The sequence below is a fragment of the uncultured Draconibacterium sp. genome (genome assembly GCF_913060805.1).
Classification (GTDB): domain Bacteria; phylum Bacteroidota; class Bacteroidia; order Bacteroidales; family Prolixibacteraceae; genus Draconibacterium.
In genome coordinates this window covers 19,852-41,833 of the sequence record NZ_CAJXTC010000013.1, presented here as the reverse complement: position 1 = coordinate 41,833, position 21,982 = coordinate 19,852, and the positions used below count along the sequence as shown (strand labels likewise).

Here is a 21,982-nt window from a genome sequence, read left to right as displayed (position 1 = left end):
GTGCTTAATTTGGTTGTGTTATAATTAAGCAACAACAAAACGAGGCAAGTGTTGAAGAAGAAGCTCTGTGGTATAAGAGAGTCGAAAAAACAATTGTCATTTCGACGAGTGAGGGAGGAGAAATCTGTTACTTTCATATTGTAACAGATTTCTCACTTTGTTCGAAATGACAGTTTTTTTATGGATGTTATTTTTTATGCCTAATACTTTATTTCGTCAAACTTTCAATTCTCTTTTTATAATAATCGTTACCACTTAATTCAAATGCCTTATTCAAATATTTTATGGCATCTGCTGGTTTTCCCTGCGCTTCATAATAGTCGGCCATTGAATCGTAAACATTAGCACTTTCGGGATAATATTCAAGGGCAAAATCAAAATACATTTTTGCTTTTGGCATTTGTTGCATGTCCATATTCATATAGCCCGACATATTTAGTAGTTCTTCAGGATAGGGGGGAACAAAATAACCAAAATGGTCTTTTAGCTTTTGTTCCCGGTGTTTTACGATTTTGTAGAGTTCTTCTTTTGGTGTGTCAAACGAATTAATTTTGGCTGTATTTTCCATCTGAAACCAGTTAAAAACTGCAATTAACCCATCCATAATCGAAGGGAATGGAATTGTACCATGAATATCGTTGGGATAAAATTTCCAATTAAAACTTAATCCGTTTTTTGCGTTTTGTTTTGCGAGGTCTGAAAAAGCGATATTCGAACGCGCAAACAGCGTAAAATCGCTGGTGTCCTGCATTACATTATCGATGGTTACTGCCGGATTTTGCATGTGCAGTTGTCCGCTTAACGACATAAATAGAGCTTTGTTTTTAAAACTTTGGTAAGCAAGTACTCCTTTAGCATCATTAATAAGTTTCTGATCATCCCAATCAAGACTGGGGTCGATGGCGATGTAATTGGTAAATAAATCAGGGCGGTTAATTAACGAATAAATGGTAAACAACCCTCCGTACGAATGGCCAATTAATGTTCTGAAATTGCTAACCCGGTACTTGTTTTCGATGTAAGGGATGAGTTCTTTTTCAATGAATTTCAGAAAGTGCTCTGCTTCGCCATTCTTCTCGTTAAACGGCATACCATATTTTGTTGTTATGGTCGACGTGGTTAAATCTCTGGTCCGGTTTTGTTTGTTTGAAATACCAACAAGTACCATTTCAGGAATAAATCCGCCACTGTAAAAGTCGTGTACATTGCTAACTGTTGGCAGAAATACTTCTCCATCTAAAACAAAAACTACAGGATATTTTTGTGCTCCATCCGGATCGTAGTTTTCCGGAAGTTGAATATAAATCTCTCGTGATTCTTTCAGAATGTTGGAATATAAACTGTCGACAATCCCTGTTTTTTTCAGATAATGAACCGGTTTGTTTTGTTGTGCAGTTGCAGATTGTTGAAATAGAAGAATAAGGCTTACAATTAATATGAGCCGGATTTTTGTTTTCATGTTGAGGCTGTTTGAATCGTTTACTATTATTGAGCTAAGCGGTTCAGGCAGTTGAATGTGTTGGAATAATTCTTGGTTGTTACTCCTTTTCTTGTGGCTGGTAATTTTTTTGCAGGCCGACAAGTACAATAATTCCTAACCGTGTTAACGCAAACACCAGAATTCCGCATAAAGGAGCAACCAGAGCAATTTTTAATCCGTCGGCAAAAACGCTTGGTGCTACATCGCCCATCGCCTGAACTTTATCGAAGATCATAATCAGTCCGAAAACGCGCCCTAAAAATCCCCAGGCTACTGCAAACCAACTTATTTGCTTCATCAATTCAATGGTTTTGTACTTTTCTCCTTTCATTAAAAGTCCACGTACAAAGAACCCTATTATAACCAAAAATGCCAGTACAATAATGTAGGTAAAAGCGGGGCCGCCATCGTTAAGTTTGTCAATAATTGCATTCATAATTTTTAAATTTAATATTTATAAAAAAAGTTTCCAAAATTTCAGTTTTAGTGCTTCACGGTGCTCTGCTGCTCATCGGCGTATAAAATATTCCTAATTTTATTGGCCATTTTCATAAGACCGGGATCTTCATGATTATCGAGTAAAACGATAAAAAACCGGCCATTATCGAGAACGTGCATCAGCGATCTGAATCCAAAAAATTCTCCCTCGTGTCCCCAGATTCTGACGGGTTTATTATTCGTAGGAATTGTAATCAGACCGAATCCATACCCATAATGTTCGGTGTGAGATGTGGTCATTAAAGCCACACTTTCTTTTGAAAGAAGCGTGTTGTTAACCAGTGCATTTTCCCAAATCTGTAAATCATTGATGGTAGAATACAAAGCTCCGGCAGCATAGGCAACAGTCGCATTAACCGGCGGGGCAAGCCGGGTTGAATCATCTTTTGTAATATATCCTGAGGCTATTTTTTGAGGAGGATTTGAATTCTGATATACACCCGAGTTTTTCATCCCCAAGGGATTGAAGATCTTTTCCTGAAGGACTTCTTCGTAGGTTTTACCGCTTACATTTTCTATAATTTGTCCCAAAACGTAATAGCCGGAATTGGAATATTTAAATTGAGTTCCGGGTTCAAAATCAAGGTCAAGATCCCGGAAATTTTTGATTATATCCAAAGGTTTATTTTCAGTATACATCAACTTTTCTATTTCCGGAATCTCCAGATAACCGGGTATGCCTGAAGTATGAGAAAGCAGATGGTGGATGGTAATTTTATCGCCTTTTTCCGTAGGATAATCGGGAATGTATTTAGAGATCGGATCCGTCAGCGCCAGTTTTCCCTCTTCCTTGAAAAGTAGAATCAGGGCTGCAGTAAATTGTTTCGTACACGAGCCGATCATAAATTTAGTATCGGTTGTATTCGGAATTTTTAGGGCTGTATGAGCAAAACCAACACCTTTTTGATAAATTGGTGTGTTATCTTCTGCCACTAAAATACTACCGTTAAACCGGCCTGCCTTGTAATACTTGTTTACGATTTTATCTATTTGTGTTGGAACTGGCTGGCTAAACAATTGCCCGCCTGCAACAATTATAAACAGTAGTATTAATTTAAGTTTCTTCATTTGTCAATGCTAACTTGGTTATTTCGGAATTAAAATTAGTTGGAATATGTTGTCGGTATTTTTTTATGCGACAGATGAAGGATTACCCGCCTTATTCTGCATAAAATGCGTTTTATACCGATTTATTGGGGCGGATATGCAACAACAGGCGCTTAACCCGTAATTCATCGATTAAAAGGCGTAAATACACCAATTTTGAGTAATATTGTTTTTATGATTCAAATAAGAAGAATACCATTTCGAACGATCCTGTTTCACACGCTGTTTTGGGTGGCGGTTTGGTTTTTCTTTTTCTATTTCTTTAGCTATAACTCTGACAAAGTAGATTATGCGCTGTGGTTTTCGAGCGGCTTATTGCCATTGACTATTGGCGTTACTTATTTCGTAAACTATCGCCTTATTCCCCGGTACTTGCTGGCTAAGCGCTACTGGAAATTTGCCCTGTATAGCTTTTATACCTTCGTTTATATTTCCTACGTTATCTCGTTGCTGATATATACCTGCCTGATTTTGGTGCTTAAGTTTAACCTGAACGAGATGCCTCCAATGAGCAAGAATTTCTTTTTTGTTTTGCTGTTGGTGATTATCGTTGTTGGCATAATTAGTTTTGTGAGCATTCTGAATCAGAGTTTTAAAACCGCAACAGCGAACAAGGAGTTACAGAATAAAATTCTGGAAACACAACTTCAGTTAAAAGACCAGGAACTGCATTATTTGAAACGCCAGATCCATCCACATTTTTTATTCAATACATTAAACACGATTTATGGTTTTGCGCTGAAACAGTCGAAGCAAACGCCGGACATCATTCTGAAACTATCGAATTTGCTTGATTATATTTTGTACCAGGTAAACAAGCCGCTGGTAAGTTTAAAGGAGGAAGTGTTGCATATTCAGGAGTACATCGAGTTGGAAAAAGTACGCTTTCAGGATACGCTGAAAGTGGATTTTAAGTCGTCGGAAGTGAACGAGGAGATTCAGGTGGCGCCAATGTTACTGATCCCTTTTGTTGAAAATGCCTTTAAACATGGTAACTTAGTAGATGGATTTTTGCGCATTAAAATTGAGGTGCGGATTGAAAATGGCTGCCTGGAATTTGAAATTGCAAATTCGTTTATTGATGAGGATAACGTGCATAAAAATGGTGGACTGGGACTTTTGAATATCAGAAAACGGCTGGATTTGAATTACCCGAGCAATTATGAATTGACGCACGAAATAAAAGGAAACTGGTACACAACAAAACTTGTTATTTGCGACCTGACAAAAACAGAACAATCGAATCAGAAGGATGACTAAAAAGATACGTTGCATAATTGTTGATGACGAGCCCATGGCGCGCGAAATTCTGGAGAGCCATCTTCGGAAAATCGAAACCGTTGAGATTATTGCTCTTTGCAAAAATGCAGTCGAGGCTTTTAATGTCATCAGCAGTCAGCCGGTCGATCTGGTTTTTCTAGATATAAATATGCCGGAGATTTCAGGTTTGTCGTTTGCCAAATCGATAAACAACGCGGTGAAAGTAATTTTTACAACGGCGTATCGCGAGTATGCCGTTGATGGGTTTGATTTGCAGGCGGTGGATTATCTGCTGAAACCCATTTCGTTTGGCCGATTGATGCAGAGTATTAATAAATACCTAAGCGAAAATCAGCAGGTGACTTTTGAAGAGTCGGCACGAATTGAACCGGAAAAAAGCGAGTCGATCTTTGTGCGCTCCGACCGGAAAATGATAAAAATAAATTTCCCGGAGATCCTGTACATCGAAAGTCTGGCTGATTACATTAGAATCCATTTGGTTGATAAAACCATTGTAACACGCGAAACCATTTCCAGCATTGAAGCCAAGTTGCCACAACAGGATTTTCTGCGTGTGCATCGCTCATTTATTGTGGCTGTAAATGCGATTGATTCGTTTACTGCCGAAATCATTGAAATTGGCAAAAAGCAAATTCCAGTAAGCCGCAGTTACAAAGACGCGGTGCTGAAAAAACTCCAATCTTAAATTCAGTTCTGTTTTTTTAATCCCAAAATGTGACTATGCAGTCATTTTTATTTTTATATTTGTGACTGAGTAGTCATAAATATGCCAAAAGAAACATTCATAAAGTTAAAGGAGGAAAAGAAAAAGCAGATCACAGATGCTTTTTTGAGAGAGTTTGCGGTAAAGACTTACGACGAAGCTTCCATTTCTATGGTAGTAAAACAGTTGGGAATCGCCAAAGGCAGCGTTTACCAGTATTTCAACGATAAGCTGGATTTGTTTATGTATTTGGTGAACGAATCGGTTGCGGTTAAGACGAAGTACACCGAAGCGGTTAAACGCGAAAATTACCCCGATTTTTGGGCTTTTTTTTCCGTTTTGTACGAACATGGTTTTCGCTTTGATGATGAGAACCCGTTGCACAGTCATTTTTTGCATAACCTCACACAAAATCTCAATTCGCCTTCCTTAAAACATTTGTACAACGAGTTGCTTTCGCAGGTGGTGGCAGGTTTTGAAAAGATGGTAGAATATGAAGTGCAAGCAGGTTTGTTCCGTTCTGATATTTCGGTAAAAACGCAGGGTTTCTTTTTATATAAACTGGGTGTTAGTATTCAGGAGCAACTGGAAGTTACAGGTGTAATCAATCCTAAAGAAAGTATAGAGAGGCAGCAACCGGTTTATTTTGGTAAAAAGGATGATTTAATGCAAGTGGTTGCAGACTATATAAAACTGGCCAAACCGGCTTTTGATAAAAACTAAACGAATGATACAGGTTGAAAATTTGGTGTTTCAATACCCCGGTAATGATGGACCGACTTTAAAAGGTCTTGATTTCTCGATTGCAAAAGGGGAGATATTCGGTTTTCTTGGTCCGTCGGGAGCCGGGAAAAGTACGGCTCAAAAAGTGCTGTATAAAATTCTGGAAGGCTACAAAGGTCAGGTGAATATTGATGGGAAGAATCTTTCGGAGTGGAATAATTCGTATTTCGAGCGTATTGGCGTTGGTTTTGAGCTACCGAATCATTATCTGAAATTAACGGGAAAAGAAAATCTGGAGTTGTTTGCAGCTTTCTACCCTAACGGTAAAAAACACAACAGTGCCGAACTTTTCGAAATGGTTGACTTGCAGGATGCGATGGATAAGCCGGTTGAAACCTATTCGAAAGGAATGAAAATGCGACTGAATTTTATCCGCGCCATTCAGCACGATCCTGATATTTTGTTTTTCGATGAGCCAACCACCGGCCTTGATCCGGTAAATGCGCACAAGATAAAACAGCATATTCTGGACTTGAAAAATCAGGGGAAAACCATTTTTGTAACCACACATAGCATGGAAACTGCCGATGGTATTTGCGACCGTGTGTCGTTTATCGTGGATGGTAAACTGGTATTGACTGACACACCCCGCAACCTGAAAAGCAGTTACGGTAAGGAAGCAGTAACAGTTGATTTGAAAGGTGGTAAAACAGAAGAATTTCCACTGAAAGACCTTGGCGTAAATCCGCAATTTCTTGACTTTATTAAGCAGGGTGAGGTAAAACGCATTCATACGCTGGAGGCAACTTTGGAGGAGGTTTTTATTCGTGTAACCGGAAAATCACTTGATCATGAATAGTTTTGGTTCGCAATTAAAATGGCAGTTTGTTTTGCTGCAAAAGAACAGCATTATTGCGGTTAGTTTTGCGGTAACTTTGATGTACGGACTGGTGCTGTATTTTTTACGCGACATCAATGGTTTAGATAAATTGGTGGTGGCACTGGTTCTGAACGATCCGTCGGTAATTGGCTACTTTTTTATTGCACTGGCAATTTATATTGAATTGAAACATCAGATCTTACAGGCTATTTTTGTCACGCCTTTCAACTTGCATCATTTACTGATTTCAAAAGTTATATCCATTTCTCTGATTGGTGCAATTTGCTCGCTCGGGCTGGCATTTTCCGTAAAAGGATTTGATTTTAACATTGTTTTGTTTGCAGTTGGTTCGCTTTCAATTTCAATACTATCAGCATTGTTGGGGTTGTATATGCTTACTTTCTCCGATGAGATCTTAAAATTTACCATGACCTCCATTCCCGTGTTCCTTGTATTTGTAAATCTGCCACTCATTCAGTACCTCGGAGTTTTGGAGTTGGGCGTGGTGAAATATATTCTCCCCATTCAGGGAAGCCTCGACTTGATTGATTACGCCATTAGTGGTACGCCAGTAAATTTTGTTTATGCTTTATGCTCAATTGTGGTTTTTATCCCGCTTTTTTACTGGCTGGCATTTCACAGGTTTTCAGGCAAAATTGTTCATCAATAAAACACCGGAAATGAAGAAGATTTTAAAACTGGCTTTTACTGATTTTAAACTGATTTTTCGTGATCCGTCACTAAAATCATTTTTGGTTTTGCCCGTAATTATGTTTGCCCTGATTATTTGGGCAGTGCCTCCATTGCTTGAGAAATACGACTTTTTGATTCCTTACTTGTCGTTGTTTTTGGTGGTTGCCGTTATTGAAAACACACAAATGTTTTGCTTTATTAATACTATGGTTCTTATCGATGAAAAAGAATCGGAAGTGGCAAAAGTATATGGCGTTGTTCCGCTGAGTAAGCTGGAGTACATCGTTTCCCGTTTTCTTATTCCGTATTTATTTACCGTAGTTTTGAACCTGATCTTGCTCTTCATCCAAAACATTTGCGAACTGTCGTTGGTATCAATATTGTTGATCTCGTTTTTGGCGGCGCTGGTAGTTCCGGTTTATGCTTTGGCGGTTAATTCAGTAGTGCAAAACCGCATGCAGGGAATGGTTTATGTAAAAGCGTTTAACATGCTGGTGTTGATCCCGATTGCAGCCTTTTTCGTGCCGGAAAAGTTTGTGCATTTATTTGGCATTTTTCCAACGCACTGGGTATTTCAAGCTATCGACAACGCAACGCAAAACCTGCCTGTTGGCTTATTTGCAGCCGTTGGATTTATCTTCTTCCTGGTTTTGTTGTGGGTGGTAACCCGAATTTTTATCCGGAAACATTTTGCGTAAAGCTTCTACCAAACTCCACTTAAACCGTCTTCTAGCGCTTGTTTGTAGCTCTCGCGATTAAATTCGTACAGGAACGGTGCTTTATGTGCTCCTCCGGTTTTTCGCTCATTCAGTTTATTCAGAATTTTGTATGATAATATCTTTCGCTGAAAATTTCTGCGGTCGAGTTCGCGCCCCAAAATCGTTTCGTATAACTTTTGCAATTGTGGCATGGTAAATTTCCGTGGCAGTAATTTTAATCCAATAGGTTGCTGGTTCAATTGAATGCGCAACGTTGTCAGCGCTTTATCGATAATATCTTTGTGGTCGATAAACATTTCAACATCGGCAAACGGACTTATCCATTCACAGCCGTCAGACAATGCATCGGGTTGCGGATCAACTTTCGAGAACTCAACCAGCGCATAAAAACCAACCGAAATAAAACGTTTTTTGAAAAACTCAACCACTTCGGGCGGTTCGTTCCGTAAAAATTCAGGATCGTCTTTTTTCGGTTTATCTCGAAGTGGATCGCTAAAAACCTTAAACTGTCTCAGGAAAATATTGTCCAATCCGGTTCGTTCTTTCAGGGTGCGCTCGGCTGCCTGCTCCAACGTTTCTTCGTGTTTTAAAAAACCACCCGGCAAACCATAGGCATCGGTGTGTTTTAAACGAAGCATTAAAACCTTTAATTCGTTGTCGTGAAAACCAAATATTACACAATCTAAAGAAATATGATCGAGTACCTCAGAAACGTTAAGATGATGATTATTAGCCAATGTTTGAATATTTTAAAAGGTACAAATTAACCTATTTTTTTTGAATCTCAATTTTCTGTGCGAACTTAGTTTTGTTCGTAATAAAAAGCAATGACATTTACGTGTTTTTAGGGAATATGAGTAGGTAATTTCTGAAGCGTTTTTTAGCCATCAATTCAAGCGCTTGCGAAACTCCGAAGGATTCATGCCGACTTTCTTTTTAAAGATGAGGCTGAAATAATGAATGGTTTGAAAGCCCAGTTCAAGACTGATCTCTTTAATACTTTTATCAGTAGAAATCAGCAGTTCTTTGGCACGGATTATACGCAATTGCAAATGATACTGACCGGGAGAAACACCGGTATACTTTTTAAACATCTTGCGGAAATAAGAATAACCAACATTGTGCTGGCGTGCGAGCTCTTCCAAATCGAATTCCTGTGCCGCATTTTGGCGCATTAAAAAACGTACCTCTTCAATTACTTTCGAGATTTGTTTTCCGGAGAATCCTTTACGCTTCTCGAACGAGATGATGTAGCCCAGCAGTTTTACCACCATGCCGGATGCGATTTGCTGATAACCGGGACGCTCTTTTTCAACCAGATCGCTTATTTTCAAATAGGTGTCGATAATCTCCTCGCGAATACCGCATTGAATAACCGGTTGCTGCGACGAAAATGTTGGGTGTTTCAAAAGCTGGTCGGCAATGTGGCCGTTAAAACCAACATAGTTTTCCACCCAACCTGTTTTTTTTGTGGGGCGGTAGCGGTGCCATTCGTTGGGGAAGATTACGATTAAACTCCCTGGTTTTACCTGGAATTTTCCGTTAGCATTTTCAAAAATGCCGGTGCCCTCCGTTATGTAATTCAGCTGAAACTCGTGCAGAATGCGTCCGCTTTTCCATTCAAAATAATATTCCGACGGATGTTCGCGAGGCGGGTACATTGTGTTGGCTTTTATTCGTGCATAGCCGGCCACCTTTAAATATAAACCCCAGTTTATATCTTCTTCACTTGTTGTTAGGTATTTAAAATACTCGTTCATTGAAATAGTGCCAAAAAATATAAATTTTTTGCCAAATTCTGTATTGATATCCTAAAAAAACGCCTCTACTTTTGACCTGAACTTATAGACTTAGATTTAATTTAATAAAACAATCAAACTTGAAATTATGAATTTTATAATTGGATTGGCGATTATCGCCATCGGAAGTTTTGGGCAATCGAGCTCGTACGTTCCAATTAACAAAGTTAAAAATTGGTCGTGGGAAAGCTTCTGGTTAACACAAGGCGTTTTTGCCTGGCTGGTATTTCCTTTATTAGGCGCATTACTTGCCGTTCCGGCAGGACATTCATTGGGAGAAATTATTACAAGCGGCGACGGAGCCATGTGGAAAACAATGGGCTACGGCGTACTTTGGGGAGTTGGAGGTTTGACTTTCGGTTTAAGCATGCGTTACCTCGGAATCGCTCTTGGTCAGTCAATTTCGCTGGGTACTTGTTCTGCATTTGGTACCATTATTCCGGCGCTTATGGAAGGAACAGATCTTTTTCACGGAAAAGGTTTGGTGCTTTTAATTGCTGTAAGTATCGCCATTGCCGGTATTGCTATTATTGGTTATGCCGGTAGTTTGCGCGCCAAAAACATGTCGGAAGAAGAGCGAAAAGCCGCCATTAAAGATTTTGCTTTGGGAAAAGGATTGTTGGTTGCTTTGCTTGCCGGTGTAATGAGCGCTTGTTTTAGTTTAGGTTTGGCTGCCGGACAACCAATTGCCGATGCCGCTGCCGGAATGGGATCGAAAGCATTGTTCGTAACACTTCCTGCAACACTATTAGTAACTATCGGTGGTTTTTTTACCAACGCAGTTTATTGTTTGTATCAAAATGTAAAAAACAAAACCATTAAAGATTATATCTCGGTTCCCGGAAATGTATTGATCAACAACTTGCTATTCTGTGCACTTGCCGGAGGTTTGTGGTACTCACAATTCTTCGGTTTGGGAGTTGGTAAAAGTTTTTTCGAAGAGGGTAGTGTAATCATGGTATTCTCGTGGAGTATTCTTATGTCGCTCAACGTAACATTCAGTAACGTTTGGGGTATTATCCTGAAAGAATGGAAAGGTGTTGGAGCAAAAACCTGGACGATTCTCATCATCGGTTTGGTCATCCTGATCTTCTCAACTTTCGTTATCAATTTCTAAAACGAGGTTATTTTTAAGAAAAGAACTTATACGCAATAATTATAAATCAATAAAACAAAAATTATGAGTGAATCAATTAAAAAGGCTTATGAACTGGCCAAAGAACAATATGCCGCAATTGGTGTGGACACTGAAGCAGCATTGAAAAAAATGAGCGAATTAACTATTTCGCTGCACTGCTGGCAAACCGACGATGTAGGTGGTTTCGAAACTCCGGATGCAACACTTTCTGGTGGTGGTATTCAAACTACAGGTAATTATCCTGGTAAAGCAAAATCGGTTGCCGATGTTCGTCAGGATCTTGAAAAAGTAATGTCCTTACTTCCTGGTAATCAGCGTGTGAATTTGCATGCTATTTATGGTGAATTTGGTGGCGAAATGGTTGATCGTGATCAAATTGAATTAAAACACTTCCAGGGCTGGATCGACTGGTGTAAAGAACAAGGAATCGGTATGGACTTTAACGGTACTTTCTTTGCTCACCCGAATGCGGCCGATGGTTTTACTTTATCAAGTAAAGATGAAAAAATCCGTCAGTTTTGGGTAGAACACCTGAAACGTTGCCGTGCTATTTCTGCCGAAGCAGGAAAACAACTGGGAACGCCTTGTGTACACAATACGTGGGTACCTGACGGATCAAAAGATACACCAATTGACAGAAACGGATACCGCACATTGTTGCAAAAGTCGTTAGACGAAGGTTTGGCAACAAAATATCCGAAAGAGCACATGAAAGACGCTGTTGAAAGTAAAACTTTCGGTATCGGTTTGGAATCAATGACTGTTGGTTCTAACGAATTTTATGTGGGTTATGCAGTGAAAAACAATATTTTAATGTGTATCGACAACGGTCACTATCACCCAACCGAAATTGCAGGTGATAAAATTTCTGCAGTTCTGCAGTACGTCGACGGTTTGTTGCTTCACGTAACTCGTCCTGTACGTTGGGACTCTGACCACGTTGTTACACTTAACGAAGAAATTCAACTAATTGCATCAGAAATTGTACGCAACGATTTTATGAGCCGTGTAAATGTTGGTCTCGACTTCTTCGATGCTTCTATCAACCGTATTGGTGCTTATGTAACCGGTACACGCGCAGCTCAAAAGGCATTCTTAATTGCAATGTTAGAGCCAACTAAAGATTTGGTTGCAGTTGAGGAAGCCGGTCAGAATTTCGAGCGTTTGGCTATGTTGGAAGAACTGAAAACTATGCCGTTTGCGGCCGTTTGGGATTACTACTGTTTGCAGGAAGGTGTTCCAACCGGAATGGATTATATTTCTGAGATTCAGAAATACGAAAAGGATGTTTTATTAAATAGATAAGTTTAGTCTCTAATTCATTTCTTCTCCTGCCTTGCCGTGTTGACGGATTTAGGCAGGAGAGGATTGTTTTTAAAAACCTGCAAAATGACCGAAGTAATAGCTGTTTTCGACATAGGAAAAACCAACAAAAAAATATTGTTATTCGATAGTAACTTCAAAGTTGTAAAACAACACGAAGAGAAGTTTCCGGTGATAACCGACGATGACGGATTTGAGTGCGACGACATCGATTTGATAACATCGTGGATCAGTAAAAGCCTGGAAGAAATTGTAACCGGTAACGAATACGATTTGAAAGGGGTGAATTTCTCAACTTACGGCGCATCATTAATGTTCTTGGATGAGAAAGGGCAACGCCTAACACCGGTTTACAACTATTTAAAGGAGATTCCTGAAACAATTGCTGCAGGTCTTTTTGAGCAGTATGGAGGAAAAAATGAATTTTGCCGAAAAACTGCCAGTCCTGCCTTGGGCTTGTTGCTGAATTCAGGTATTCAGATTTTGTGGCTGAAAGACCAGAAACCTACAGTTTACGAAAAGGCAAAATCTGTTTTACATTTCCCACAATATTTATCGTATACTTTATCAAACGAAATAGTTTCGGAGCCTACATCAATCGGTTGTCACACCTTTATGTGGGATTTCGATCAAATGAAATACCATCAGTGGATTTCGGACAACGATATTGCATTGCCGGAACCCATTAACAACGATGTGGTTTTTTCTGCCGACGTAGCAGGAAAAGAGGTAAAAGTTGGAACCGGTATTCACGATAGTTCGGCATCGTTGGTGCCTTACTTAAAAGCCAGTCCGGCTAAATTTATCCTTGTTTCTACCGGAACGTGGTGTATCAACATGAATCCATATAACGAAGAGCCTTTAACTACCAGCGAGCTGGAGCAGGATTGTTTGTGTTTCCTTACGCCGAATAAAGAACAGGTAAAATCTTCGCGTTTATTTATGGGGCATTTCCACGAAGTTTGGGCCGAAAAACTGGCCAAACATTTCGATGTGGCGCAAGACTCATTTAAAAAAGTGAAAAATGATCAGGAATTGGTTGATGCGCTTTCAAACAAATACGGCGATGCTTCCGTATATTTCCCCAATGGCAAGGAAAGTTTTGACGAAGGTCTGAAGACTGTTGACCTGAGTGTTTTTGCAAATTACGAAGAAGCATACACCAAGTTGATGATCGACCTGACGGCACTTTGTATTACAAGCATTAACCTGGCCGTGCCGGAAAATGATGATACAGAGATTCTTTATGTTTCAGGTGGTTTTGCACGTAATCCGATTTTTATCGAGTTGCTGAAAAAGAGCTTTCCTGCTAAAAAAGTTCTTATATCAGAAATTGACAATTCGAGTGCACTTGGAGCCGCGATGGTTATTTCAGATACCTTGTCGGATGCGGATGTTGCTAAGCTCGATCTTGGAATTCAGGAGTAAGACTAGCCATTTTACAAACAGACAGCTAACAGTTTAAAATATACGAAATGAGAAAATTGAATACGAAATGGATGCATCCGCGCGACCAGATCATCATGATTATTGATAAGATTTACAAAGGGGGGTTGACTACAACTTCCGGCGGAAATATCTCGATAATTGACGACGATGGGGATGTGTGGGTAACGCCATCGGCCATTGATAAAGGGACATTGCGTGCGACAGATATTATTTGTGTGAAAAGGGATGGAAGCATCGAGGGGCGTCATAAGCCGTCGTCGGAATATCCGTTTCATATTGCCATTTATAAATGTCGTCCGGAGATTAAGGCTGTAATTCACGCGCATCCGCCGGCATTGGTTTCGTTTAGTATTGTTCGTCAAATTCCTGATACCAATGTAATTCCGCAGGCAAAACACGTTTGCGGGCCAATTGGTTACGCACCTTACGCTTTGCCCGGAAGTAATGAGTTGGGCGATGTAATTGCCGATGAGTTTGCAAAAGGTGTGAATGCGGTAATTATGGAAAACCACGGAACAGTGGTGGGCGGTGCCGATTTAAGTGATGCCTATCAGCGTTTCGAGACCATGGAATTTTGTGCCCGCACCTTGATAAACGGAAGCACAATTGGCAAACCTAATTATTTGTCGGATGAGCAGATCGATGCATTTGAAAGCCAGATTCCAAGGTTGCTGCCGGAAATGAAGAAGGTGGAGTATCCTTCTGATGAACGCGCGATTCGTGAAATGATACAACGTATTGTTTTGCGTGCCTGCGATCAGGGAATGATGATTAGCTCGTACGGAACAGTTTCGGTGCGTTGGAAGGGCAATGATTTTCTGATTACACCAACCAATGTAGCGCGCTGGGATATTCAGTTGAAAGATATTGTGCAGATAAAAGATGGTAAACGCGAGCCCGGAAAAATTCCGAGTCGCTCAACCTGGCTGCACCAGGAGATTTACAAACGTTTCCCACATATCAATTCCATCATTCTTACACAAACGCCTTATTTAATGGCTTATAGCGTAACCGGTGAGAAAATCGATGTACGTACGATTCCTGAAAGTTGGATCTTCCTGCAAGACATTCCAAATGTACCTTTCGGATCGCATTTTGCTGGCGAAGAAACCATTTTGAATACTTTGGGAGAGAATACTCCTGCAGTGATCATCAACAACGATTCAGTTTTGGTAACCGGTGACAAATTACTGGGAACCTTCGATAAATTGGAAGTTGCAGAGTTTAGTGCCAAGTCACTTACCATGGGAGCTTCACTTGGAAAACTTGTTCCAATCAATCAGGAACAAATCGAAGATTTAAGGAATAAATTTTTATCGTAACGATATAAAATGAAAAGGGCTGCAATCGCAGCCCTTTTTTTGGGCCAAAAGAGAATCGAGTAACTTTTTTTTACCAAGATGGAATAGTTAATTACGCATTCTGATAAGAGAAAAGCTTTAATGAAGACGGATGTTTCAAATTGCGTAAGAAACCTGGAAATTTAAATTTCTTGTTGTGACTTTTGTCTTCAAGCCAGACAGGCTCTTTCTTTTCCAGTCGATGAAAAGAAAGCAAAAATCTTGTCAAAAAATAACCTTTGCGTTTTTTCAATGTAGCCAATTAGCCCGACTGACGGATTTTTGACGAGCCCGCACAGAATTTGCCCTCAAGTCCGCCTTCGAGAAAAAGCGTTAAGAAAATAAATGGAGAGAGCATAAAAAAATCAAGTCTGTTCGACGCTCGTTAGCCCTGAAGAATGAAGGGCTAAAAGGAGGAGTTTCTTGATTTTTGTGAAAGGAATTTATTTTTAGCTTTTTATCGTCAGCGGTGGCTTTTTTGAATACTTTTTCAGCTAATGGAAAAAGTATTTCCTGTCTGGAAAGACAAGAGGGAATTTTATTTTTTTTTATCCTACTTAGAAAGTACCGAAAATAGCGTACTTCTCGCTGTTGCAGTACACCTGGCTATAGATAAAAAAGCCTTCGCGACTGGTTTCCAGTTTACGGTTGAGGTGAAGGATCGGATGTCCTTCTTTTACATTCAGGTATTCCTGAATATTTTTATCGGCAAGAATAGCCATCAAGCGCTGCTCGCCACCGGTAACTTCTATGTCGTACATGGTGCGTAAAATGTTGAACAAGGATTTGTTCTCCAGGTTCCGGCTGATAAACCGACGTAGATTGATGTTGGGCATCATAGTAATATCGTAAAAAACAGGCTGCTTGTTCATAATACGCAGTCGCTCGAAATAAATACAGCCAAACTCTTCCTCATCATTCAGCAGCGGATATGCCAGGTTTGTAGTGTCCCACTGCCTGATCTCCGGTTTTACAATGATCTCCGTGATTAGGTTTTCCTGTCCCACTGCACTCGTAGTTCCTGAGAGAGACAAAATTCCGACACCCTGCGGAACGCCCATTACAATACTTCCTTTTCCCTGTTTCTTTTTAATGTAACCTTCGTGAACCAGGCGGTCGAGTGCCTTTCGTATCGTTGGGCGTGTCGTCTGATGTACCGCACAAAGTTCGTTTTCCGATGGGAGAATGTCTCCTTTTAAGTAAACTCCATCTGATATGTGTTTGCGAATAATTTCGTAAACAACTTTGTATTGTGGTAGATTTTTGCTCAGACGCATAATGATTCTTTTTTCTCGAGTGACAAATATAAGCGATTTTCTCCTTAGATGTAAACACAAAATTAAAAAAATGTATTTACAAGTTACTTGTAAATGTGTTGAAAAGGTTGTATATTAGGAGTTTAAATAAAAACAAAGAATTAACTTGTAAATACAAGTTGTGTCATATAAGTTTGTCGAAAATTAATAAAATTATGGCTACACCGATAATAATGCCTCGACAGGGGCAGTCTGTTGAATCCTGCATCTTTACCGAATGGACGAAAGAAGTAGGAGAGGAAGTGAAAAAGGGCGAAGCGCTCTTTGCTTATGAAACTGATAAAGCATCATTTGAGCAGGAAGCTGAGGAAGATGGTGTTTTATTGGCTGTTTTTTGCGAAGAAGGAGATGAGGTTCCTGTTTTGCAAACTATTGGCGTAATTGGCCAACCGGGCGAGAACATCGATGAATTTTCTGCCGGAACCGCACCTGCCGCAGCGGCTGAAGTAAAAGAAGAAGTTGAAGAAAAACCTGCCGAGGAAAAAGAAGAGCTTAAGGTTGTTCTGAAAGAAAAAGCTGAAGGCGAAAAAGTGAAAATTTCTCCACGCGCCAAAAATCTTGCTGAAAAAGACGCGGTTCCTTATGAATCGATTGAAGGTTCGGGTCCTGGTGGACGCGTAATCGAACGTGATGTTAAAGCTTATGAATCATCGCAGCCAAAAATGTCGCCACTTGCTAAAGAGGTTGCCAAAGCTGAAGGTCTTGAAGCAGCAGGAGAAGGCAGTGGATTGGCAGGAACTGTCAAAGCATCCGATCTTGGAACGAATCCGGTTTATGCCGATGATTTCGAGATCAAGAAAATGCCTCATATCCGCAAGCTGATCGCCAAAGCAATGCACCAGTCGTTGCAGAATTCGGCGCAGTTAACACACCATTTAGGTGCCGATGCCAGAAGATTATTGGCCCTGCGTAAAGAAATTAAAGCCAAAGAAGGTGCTCCGAATATTACATTGAACGATATGGTTTGTTTTGCCGTTATCAAAGCGCTGAAACAATTCCCTGATGTAAATGCACATTTCCTTGGCGACAGTGTAAAATATTTTAATAAAGTACATCTTGGACTGGCCGTTGATACCGACCGCGGTTTGATGGTTCCTGTAATTAAAAATGCAGACGACCTTTCTATTACCGGTTTGTGCAATCAGTTTAAAGAAGTTGCCGACGCTTGCCGTACCGGAAGTATCGATCCTGAATTGCTTTCTTCTGAGGCTGCATCATTCACAGTATCGAACCTTGGAAACTACGGTGTTGAGATGTTTACACCAGTTATTAACCTTCCACAGGTAGCTATTCTGGGAGTAAATACAATCGTTCCACGACCAAAAGATATGGGCGACGGAGTTTACGGATTTGTGCCTTACATGGGCTTGAGTTTGACTTACGATCATCAGGCACTGGATGGCGGAATGGCAACACGTTTTGTGAAGCAGGTAGCTATTGAAATTGAAAACTTAACCTTTGACTATTAATACCGAAATGAAGTACGATTTAGCAATAATAGGTGCCGGACCGGGCGGATATGTTGCCGCTGAAAGAGCCGGAGCAAAGGGACTGAAAGTGGTTCTTTTCGAGAAGAAAGAACTGGGCGGTGTTTGTTTGAACGAAGGTTGTATTCCTACAAAAACATTGCTTTATGGAGCCAAAATTTACGATAGCGCAAAAAGCGGAAGTAAATACGGTGTGGAAGCGAACGATCTGTCGTTTAGCTTCGATAAAATGATGGCCCGTAAGAATAAAGTGGTGAAGAAACTGGTTGGTGGCGTTGGCATGAAAATGAAGCAGTTTAACGTGGAGGTAGTCAACGATGCAGCAATGATACAAAAGAGAAGTGCCGAAGGTATTGAGATCGAAGCAGGTAGTAAAACTTATAGTGCTGCCAACCTTATGATCTGTACCGGATCGGAAGCTTTTGTGCCCCCAATTCCCGGAGTTCAGGGTAATGAAGAGGTACTGACTAATCGTGAGATCTTGCAGCTGAAAGAGCAGCCAAAATCACTGGTGATCATTGGTGGAGGTGTTATCGGTATGGAGTTCGCCAGTATTTTTAACAGCCTTGGAACGAAAGTTACCATTATTGAAATGCTGGATGAGATACTGACCGGAATGGACAAAGGACAGAGTGCTATGTTGCGTCAGATGTACGCTAAAAAAGGCATCGAGTTCAATTTGTCGTCAAAAGTTACCAAAGTTGACGGGACAAAAGTAAGCTTCGAAAAAGATGGTAAAACAACAGAGATCGAAGGTGATAAGATATTAATGAGCGTTGGCCGCAAGCCGGTAACTACTGGTTTTGGTCTGGAGAATTTGGGCGTTGAATTATTCAAAGGCGGAATCAAAGTCGATGAAAAAATGCGCACAAACATTCCTAATGTTTATGCAGCCGGCGATGTAACAGGTTTCTCATTGTTGGCACACACTGCCAGTCGCGAAGGTGAAGTAGTGGTAAACAACCTGTCAGGTCGCCCGGATAAAATGCGCTACAATGCCATTCCGGGAGTGGTTTACACCAATCCTGAAATTTCGGGTGTTGGATTGACCGAAGAAACAGCAAAAGCAAAAGGAATCGATTATAAAATTGCCGAACTGCCAATGGCTTATGCCGGAAGGTTTGTCGCCGAGAACGAAGGCGGCAGCGGATCGTGCAAAGTGTTGGTAGGAGCAAAATATGGCGAAGTACTGGGAGTTCACATGATCGGAAATCCATCGAGTGAAATGATCTACGGCGCCTGCATGGCCATTGAAGCCGAAATGACACTGAAAGAAATGGAAGAAGTGGTGTTCCCACATCCAACCGTTTCTGAGATATTTAAAGAAACCGTTTTTAGTTTCGGTCACTGATCGTAAAAGCAGAGATGCTGAAACGAGTTCAGCATGACGTACTTGGTATTGTCCTTGTAATCATGTTCTGAACGTCACCCTGTCCGTCAGCTGACGGATCCAGGTCTGAATAAAAGAAAAACAAGTAAAAATTAATAAAACAAAATATTATGCCTAAGTCGCAATTTATTGATCCGGTTGAAGTAAGAAAACCGGGTTCAATTCAATTCAAAGAAATACCTGTAAATCAATACAACAAAAGTATTGAAGAGGAAAAAGCTAACTTTTCGAATGACGAATTCATCAATATCTTCCATGATATGTCACTGATTCGTGAGTTTGAAACCATGTTGAATCTCATTAAAATCAAAGGGGAATACGAAGGAATCGAGTACAACCATCCTGGCCCTGCTCACTTGTCAATCGGACAGGAATCGGCTGCAGTTGGTATGGCGTATCACCTGGGAGTAGAGGATTTTATTTTTGGTTCGCACCGTTCTCACGGCGAGATTTTGGCCAAAGGTATGTCGGCCATCCATAAAATGAGCGATGACGAATTGATGGATGTAATGACCAACTTCTTTGATGGTACAATTCTGAACATCGTAAAAGAAGGTCACGAAGGCAACGTAAAATCATTGGCACGCCGTTTCCTTATTTACGGAACACTGGCTGAGATTTTTGCCCGCGAAACAGGTTTCAATAAAGGTTTAGGTGGATCGATGCACGCTTTCTTTACACCGTTTGGCGTATATCCGAACAACGCTATTGTTGGTGGTTCGGGCGATATCGCTGTGGGTGCTGCATTATTCAAAAAAGTAAATAAAAAAGATGGTATTGTGGTTGCCAACATTGGTGATGCTTCAATGGCTTGCGGTCCTGTTTGGGAAGGTCTGGCTTTTGCATCGATGGACCAGTTTGAGCAGCTTTGGGAAGGCGCTTACAAAGGTGGTCTGCCAATCATTTTCAATATCATGAATAACCAGTACGGAATGGGTGGACAAACCTGTGGTGAAACTATGGGTTACGACATTGCCGCTCGTATTGGTGCCGGTGTAAACCGCGACAGTATGCACGCCGAGCGCGTTGACGGTTACAATCCACTGGCTGTAATCGATGCGTACAAACGCAAAATGGAACTGCTGAAAGACAAAAAAGGTCCGGTTCTGTTAGACGTTTTAACTTACCGTTACAGTGGTCACTCGCCTTCTGATGCTTCGTCGTATCGTAGCAAAGAGGAAGTTGAAGCATGGGAAAAACAGGATTGTATCGCTTCGTATGCAAGCGAGCTGGTTGGAGCCGGAGTTGCAAAAGAAGCAGAGCTTGAAGATATTAAAGCCGACATCGTTGAGTTGATGAAATACGCGATGAAACTGGCTATCGATGAAAAAGTTTCTCCTCACATGGATATGGAAAAATATCCTGAACTGATCGGTGACATGATGTTCTCGAACGAGAGCCTGGATAAAATGGAAGACCGAGAAGTTGAGGTGAATCACCCAATGGAAGAAAATCCACGTGTGAAACAGCTTTCTAAAAAAGAACGTTTTGCATTTGATGCCAACGGAAAACCATTCTCGAAAATTAAACAATACCAGTTGCGTGACGGTATTTTTGAAGCTGTTGTTGATCGTTTTTACAAAGATCCAACCTTGGTAGCATACGGTGAAGAAAACCGCGACTGGGGTGGCGCTTTTGCCGTTTACCGCGGTTTGACCGAAGCGCTGCCATACAACCGTTTATTTAACTCACCAATTTCGGAGGCGTCGATCATTGGAACAGCCATCGGTTACGCCATGTGTGGTGGACGCGTTATTCCTGAGATCATGTATTGCGATTTCCTTGGACGTTGTGGTGATGAGGTTTTCAACCAGATGCCTAAATGGCAGGCCATGTCGGGTAACGTAATTAAAATGCCGGTTGTAGTTCGCGTTTCCGTTGGATCGAAATATGGTGCACAACACTCTCAAGACTGGACATCATTGGTGGCACATATTCCGGGATTGAAAGTTGTATTCCCGGTAACTCCATACGATGCAAAAGGATTGATGAACACTGCACTGCAGGGAACTGATCCTGTAATTTTCTTTGAAAGCCAGCGTATTTACGACATTGGCGAGCAATTCCACGAAGGTGGTGTGCCGGAAGAATATTACGAAATTCCATTTGGCGAGCCGGATGTAAAACGCGAAGGAAAAGACATTACAATTCTTACCATTGGTGCAACATTGTATCGTGCTCTTGAAGCCGCTGATAAACTGAAAGAAGAATACGGAATGGAAGCAGAAGTTATCGATGCCCGTTCAATTGTTCCTTTCAACTACGAAAAAGTATTGGAGTCGGTTAAAAAGACCGGAAGAATTATCATTTCCGGCGATGCCAACTCACGCGGTTCATTCCTGAATGATATGGCAAGAAATATTACTGAGCTTGCATTCGACGAGTTGGATGCACCTCCTGTAGTTGTTGGTTCGCGTAACTGGATCACTCCGGCGTACGAATTGGAACAGTATTTCTTCCCACAGGTTGATTGGTACCTGGATGCGATTCACGAGAAGATCGTTCCGCTGAAAGGTCACGTTGTGAAAAACAACTATACAAATGCCGAGCAAATCCGTAGAAATAAGTTAGGTATATAATCTTGGTTAGTTTGAAAAGCATGGTGTGGATAAGTTTTGGTAGGAAAGGATTTTTTATATTCACACCTGCTTTTTAA

19 protein-coding genes are annotated in these 21,982 nt (G+C 40.8%); 13 read left to right on the top strand and 6 right to left on the bottom strand.

Going from position 1 to position 21,982, the window contains the following annotated elements:
- Positions 1-208 precede the first annotated feature (208 nt).
- The 3 genes from QZ576_RS09875 to QZ576_RS09865 form a co-directional block, all read right to left on the bottom strand.
- The gene (locus tag QZ576_RS09875; protein ID WP_297096600.1) at positions 209-1,459 is read right to left on the bottom strand and encodes an alpha/beta hydrolase-fold protein; all 1,251 of its coding nucleotides are present in this window, start codon (positions 1,457-1,459) and stop codon (positions 209-211) included.
- A 79-nt stretch (positions 1,460-1,538) separates the two neighbouring features.
- Positions 1,539-1,916, bottom strand: a complete 378-nt coding sequence (locus QZ576_RS09870) for a MotA/TolQ/ExbB proton channel family protein (RefSeq protein WP_297096598.1) — start codon at positions 1,914-1,916, stop codon at positions 1,539-1,541.
- Positions 1,917-1,963: 47 nt separating this feature from the next.
- The gene (locus QZ576_RS09865) at positions 1,964-3,046 is read right to left on the bottom strand and encodes a serine hydrolase (protein WP_297096596.1); all 1,083 of its coding nucleotides are present in this window, start codon (positions 3,044-3,046) and stop codon (positions 1,964-1,966) included.
- 213 nt (positions 3,047-3,259) lie between these two features.
- On the opposite strand from QZ576_RS09865, the gene QZ576_RS09860 reads away from it, so the two are divergent.
- The 6 genes from QZ576_RS09860 (at position 3,260) to QZ576_RS09835 (ending at position 8,063) form a co-directional block, all read left to right on the top strand.
- Positions 3,260-4,345: a sensor histidine kinase gene (locus QZ576_RS09860; RefSeq protein ID WP_297096594.1), complete on the top strand. Its 1,086-nt coding sequence runs from the start codon at positions 3,260-3,262 to the stop codon at positions 4,343-4,345.
- Complete coding sequence (locus QZ576_RS09855; protein WP_297096592.1) at positions 4,338-5,051, top strand: LytTR family DNA-binding domain-containing protein; 714 nt, start codon at positions 4,338-4,340, stop codon at positions 5,049-5,051. Before QZ576_RS09860 ends, QZ576_RS09855 begins: the two co-directional genes overlap by 8 nt.
- A gap of 81 nt (positions 5,052-5,132) precedes the next feature.
- A complete protein-coding gene (locus tag QZ576_RS09850; RefSeq protein ID WP_297096590.1) occupies positions 5,133-5,792 on the top strand; it encodes a TetR/AcrR family transcriptional regulator in 660 nt (219 codons plus the stop codon).
- A gap of 4 nt (positions 5,793-5,796) precedes the next feature.
- Complete coding sequence (locus tag QZ576_RS09845; RefSeq protein WP_297096588.1) at positions 5,797-6,651, top strand: ABC transporter ATP-binding protein; 855 nt, start codon at positions 5,797-5,799, stop codon at positions 6,649-6,651.
- On the top strand, positions 6,644-7,342 hold the full coding sequence (locus tag QZ576_RS09840) for a hypothetical protein (protein ID WP_297096586.1): 699 nt from the start codon (positions 6,644-6,646) through the stop codon (positions 7,340-7,342). Before QZ576_RS09845 ends, QZ576_RS09840 begins: the two co-directional genes overlap by 8 nt.
- Before the next feature lie 10 nt (positions 7,343-7,352).
- Positions 7,353-8,063, top strand: coding sequence for an ABC transporter permease (locus QZ576_RS09835; RefSeq protein ID WP_297096583.1), 711 nt, complete (start codon positions 7,353-7,355; stop codon positions 8,061-8,063).
- Positions 8,064-8,068: 5 nt separating this feature from the next.
- Here the strand turns inward: QZ576_RS09835 and QZ576_RS09830 are convergent, their stop codons facing one another.
- Both QZ576_RS09830 and QZ576_RS09825 read right to left on the bottom strand, forming a co-directional pair.
- A complete protein-coding gene (locus QZ576_RS09830; protein WP_297096582.1) occupies positions 8,069-8,821 on the bottom strand; it encodes an NUDIX domain-containing protein in 753 nt (250 codons plus the stop codon).
- A gap of 150 nt (positions 8,822-8,971) precedes the next feature.
- Entirely contained in the window at positions 8,972-9,844 is an 873-nt protein-coding gene (locus tag QZ576_RS09825) for an AraC family transcriptional regulator (RefSeq protein WP_297096580.1), read from the bottom strand.
- 127 nt (positions 9,845-9,971) lie between these two features.
- Here QZ576_RS09825 and rhaT point away from each other — a divergent pair, with 127 nt between their 5' ends.
- The 4 genes from rhaT (at position 9,972) to QZ576_RS09805 (ending at position 15,115) form a co-directional block, all read left to right on the top strand.
- Positions 9,972-11,000, top strand: coding sequence for an L-rhamnose/proton symporter RhaT (gene rhaT / locus QZ576_RS09820; protein ID WP_297096579.1), 1,029 nt, complete (start codon positions 9,972-9,974; stop codon positions 10,998-11,000).
- Between the two features lie 63 nt (positions 11,001-11,063).
- Entirely contained in the window at positions 11,064-12,326 is a 1,263-nt protein-coding gene (locus tag QZ576_RS09815; protein ID WP_297096577.1) for an L-rhamnose isomerase, read from the top strand.
- Between the two features lie 84 nt (positions 12,327-12,410).
- Complete coding sequence (locus tag QZ576_RS09810; protein ID WP_297096575.1) at positions 12,411-13,772, top strand: FGGY family carbohydrate kinase; 1,362 nt, start codon at positions 12,411-12,413, stop codon at positions 13,770-13,772.
- A 47-nt stretch (positions 13,773-13,819) separates the two neighbouring features.
- Positions 13,820-15,115: a class II aldolase/adducin family protein gene (locus QZ576_RS09805; RefSeq protein WP_297096573.1), complete on the top strand. Its 1,296-nt coding sequence runs from the start codon at positions 13,820-13,822 to the stop codon at positions 15,113-15,115.
- Positions 15,116-15,690: 575 nt separating this feature from the next.
- Here QZ576_RS09805 and QZ576_RS09800 read toward each other — a convergent pair.
- Positions 15,691-16,410 (bottom strand): GntR family transcriptional regulator, encoded by a 720-nt coding sequence (locus QZ576_RS09800; RefSeq protein ID WP_297096570.1) that lies wholly within the window; start codon positions 16,408-16,410, stop codon positions 15,691-15,693.
- Positions 16,411-16,604: 194 nt separating this feature from the next.
- On the opposite strand from QZ576_RS09800, the gene QZ576_RS09795 reads away from it, so the two are divergent.
- The 3 genes from QZ576_RS09795 (at position 16,605) to QZ576_RS09785 (ending at position 21,905) form a co-directional block, all read left to right on the top strand.
- The gene (locus QZ576_RS09795) at positions 16,605-17,918 is read left to right on the top strand and encodes a dihydrolipoamide acetyltransferase family protein (RefSeq protein WP_297096568.1); all 1,314 of its coding nucleotides are present in this window, start codon (positions 16,605-16,607) and stop codon (positions 17,916-17,918) included.
- 7 nt (positions 17,919-17,925) lie between these two features.
- Positions 17,926-19,287: a dihydrolipoyl dehydrogenase gene (gene lpdA, locus QZ576_RS09790; RefSeq protein ID WP_297096566.1), complete on the top strand. Its 1,362-nt coding sequence runs from the start codon at positions 17,926-17,928 to the stop codon at positions 19,285-19,287.
- Positions 19,288-19,436: 149 nt separating this feature from the next.
- Complete coding sequence (locus QZ576_RS09785) at positions 19,437-21,905, top strand: thiamine pyrophosphate-dependent enzyme (RefSeq protein WP_297096564.1); 2,469 nt, start codon at positions 19,437-19,439, stop codon at positions 21,903-21,905.
- The last annotated feature ends 77 nt before the right edge of the window (positions 21,906-21,982 follow it).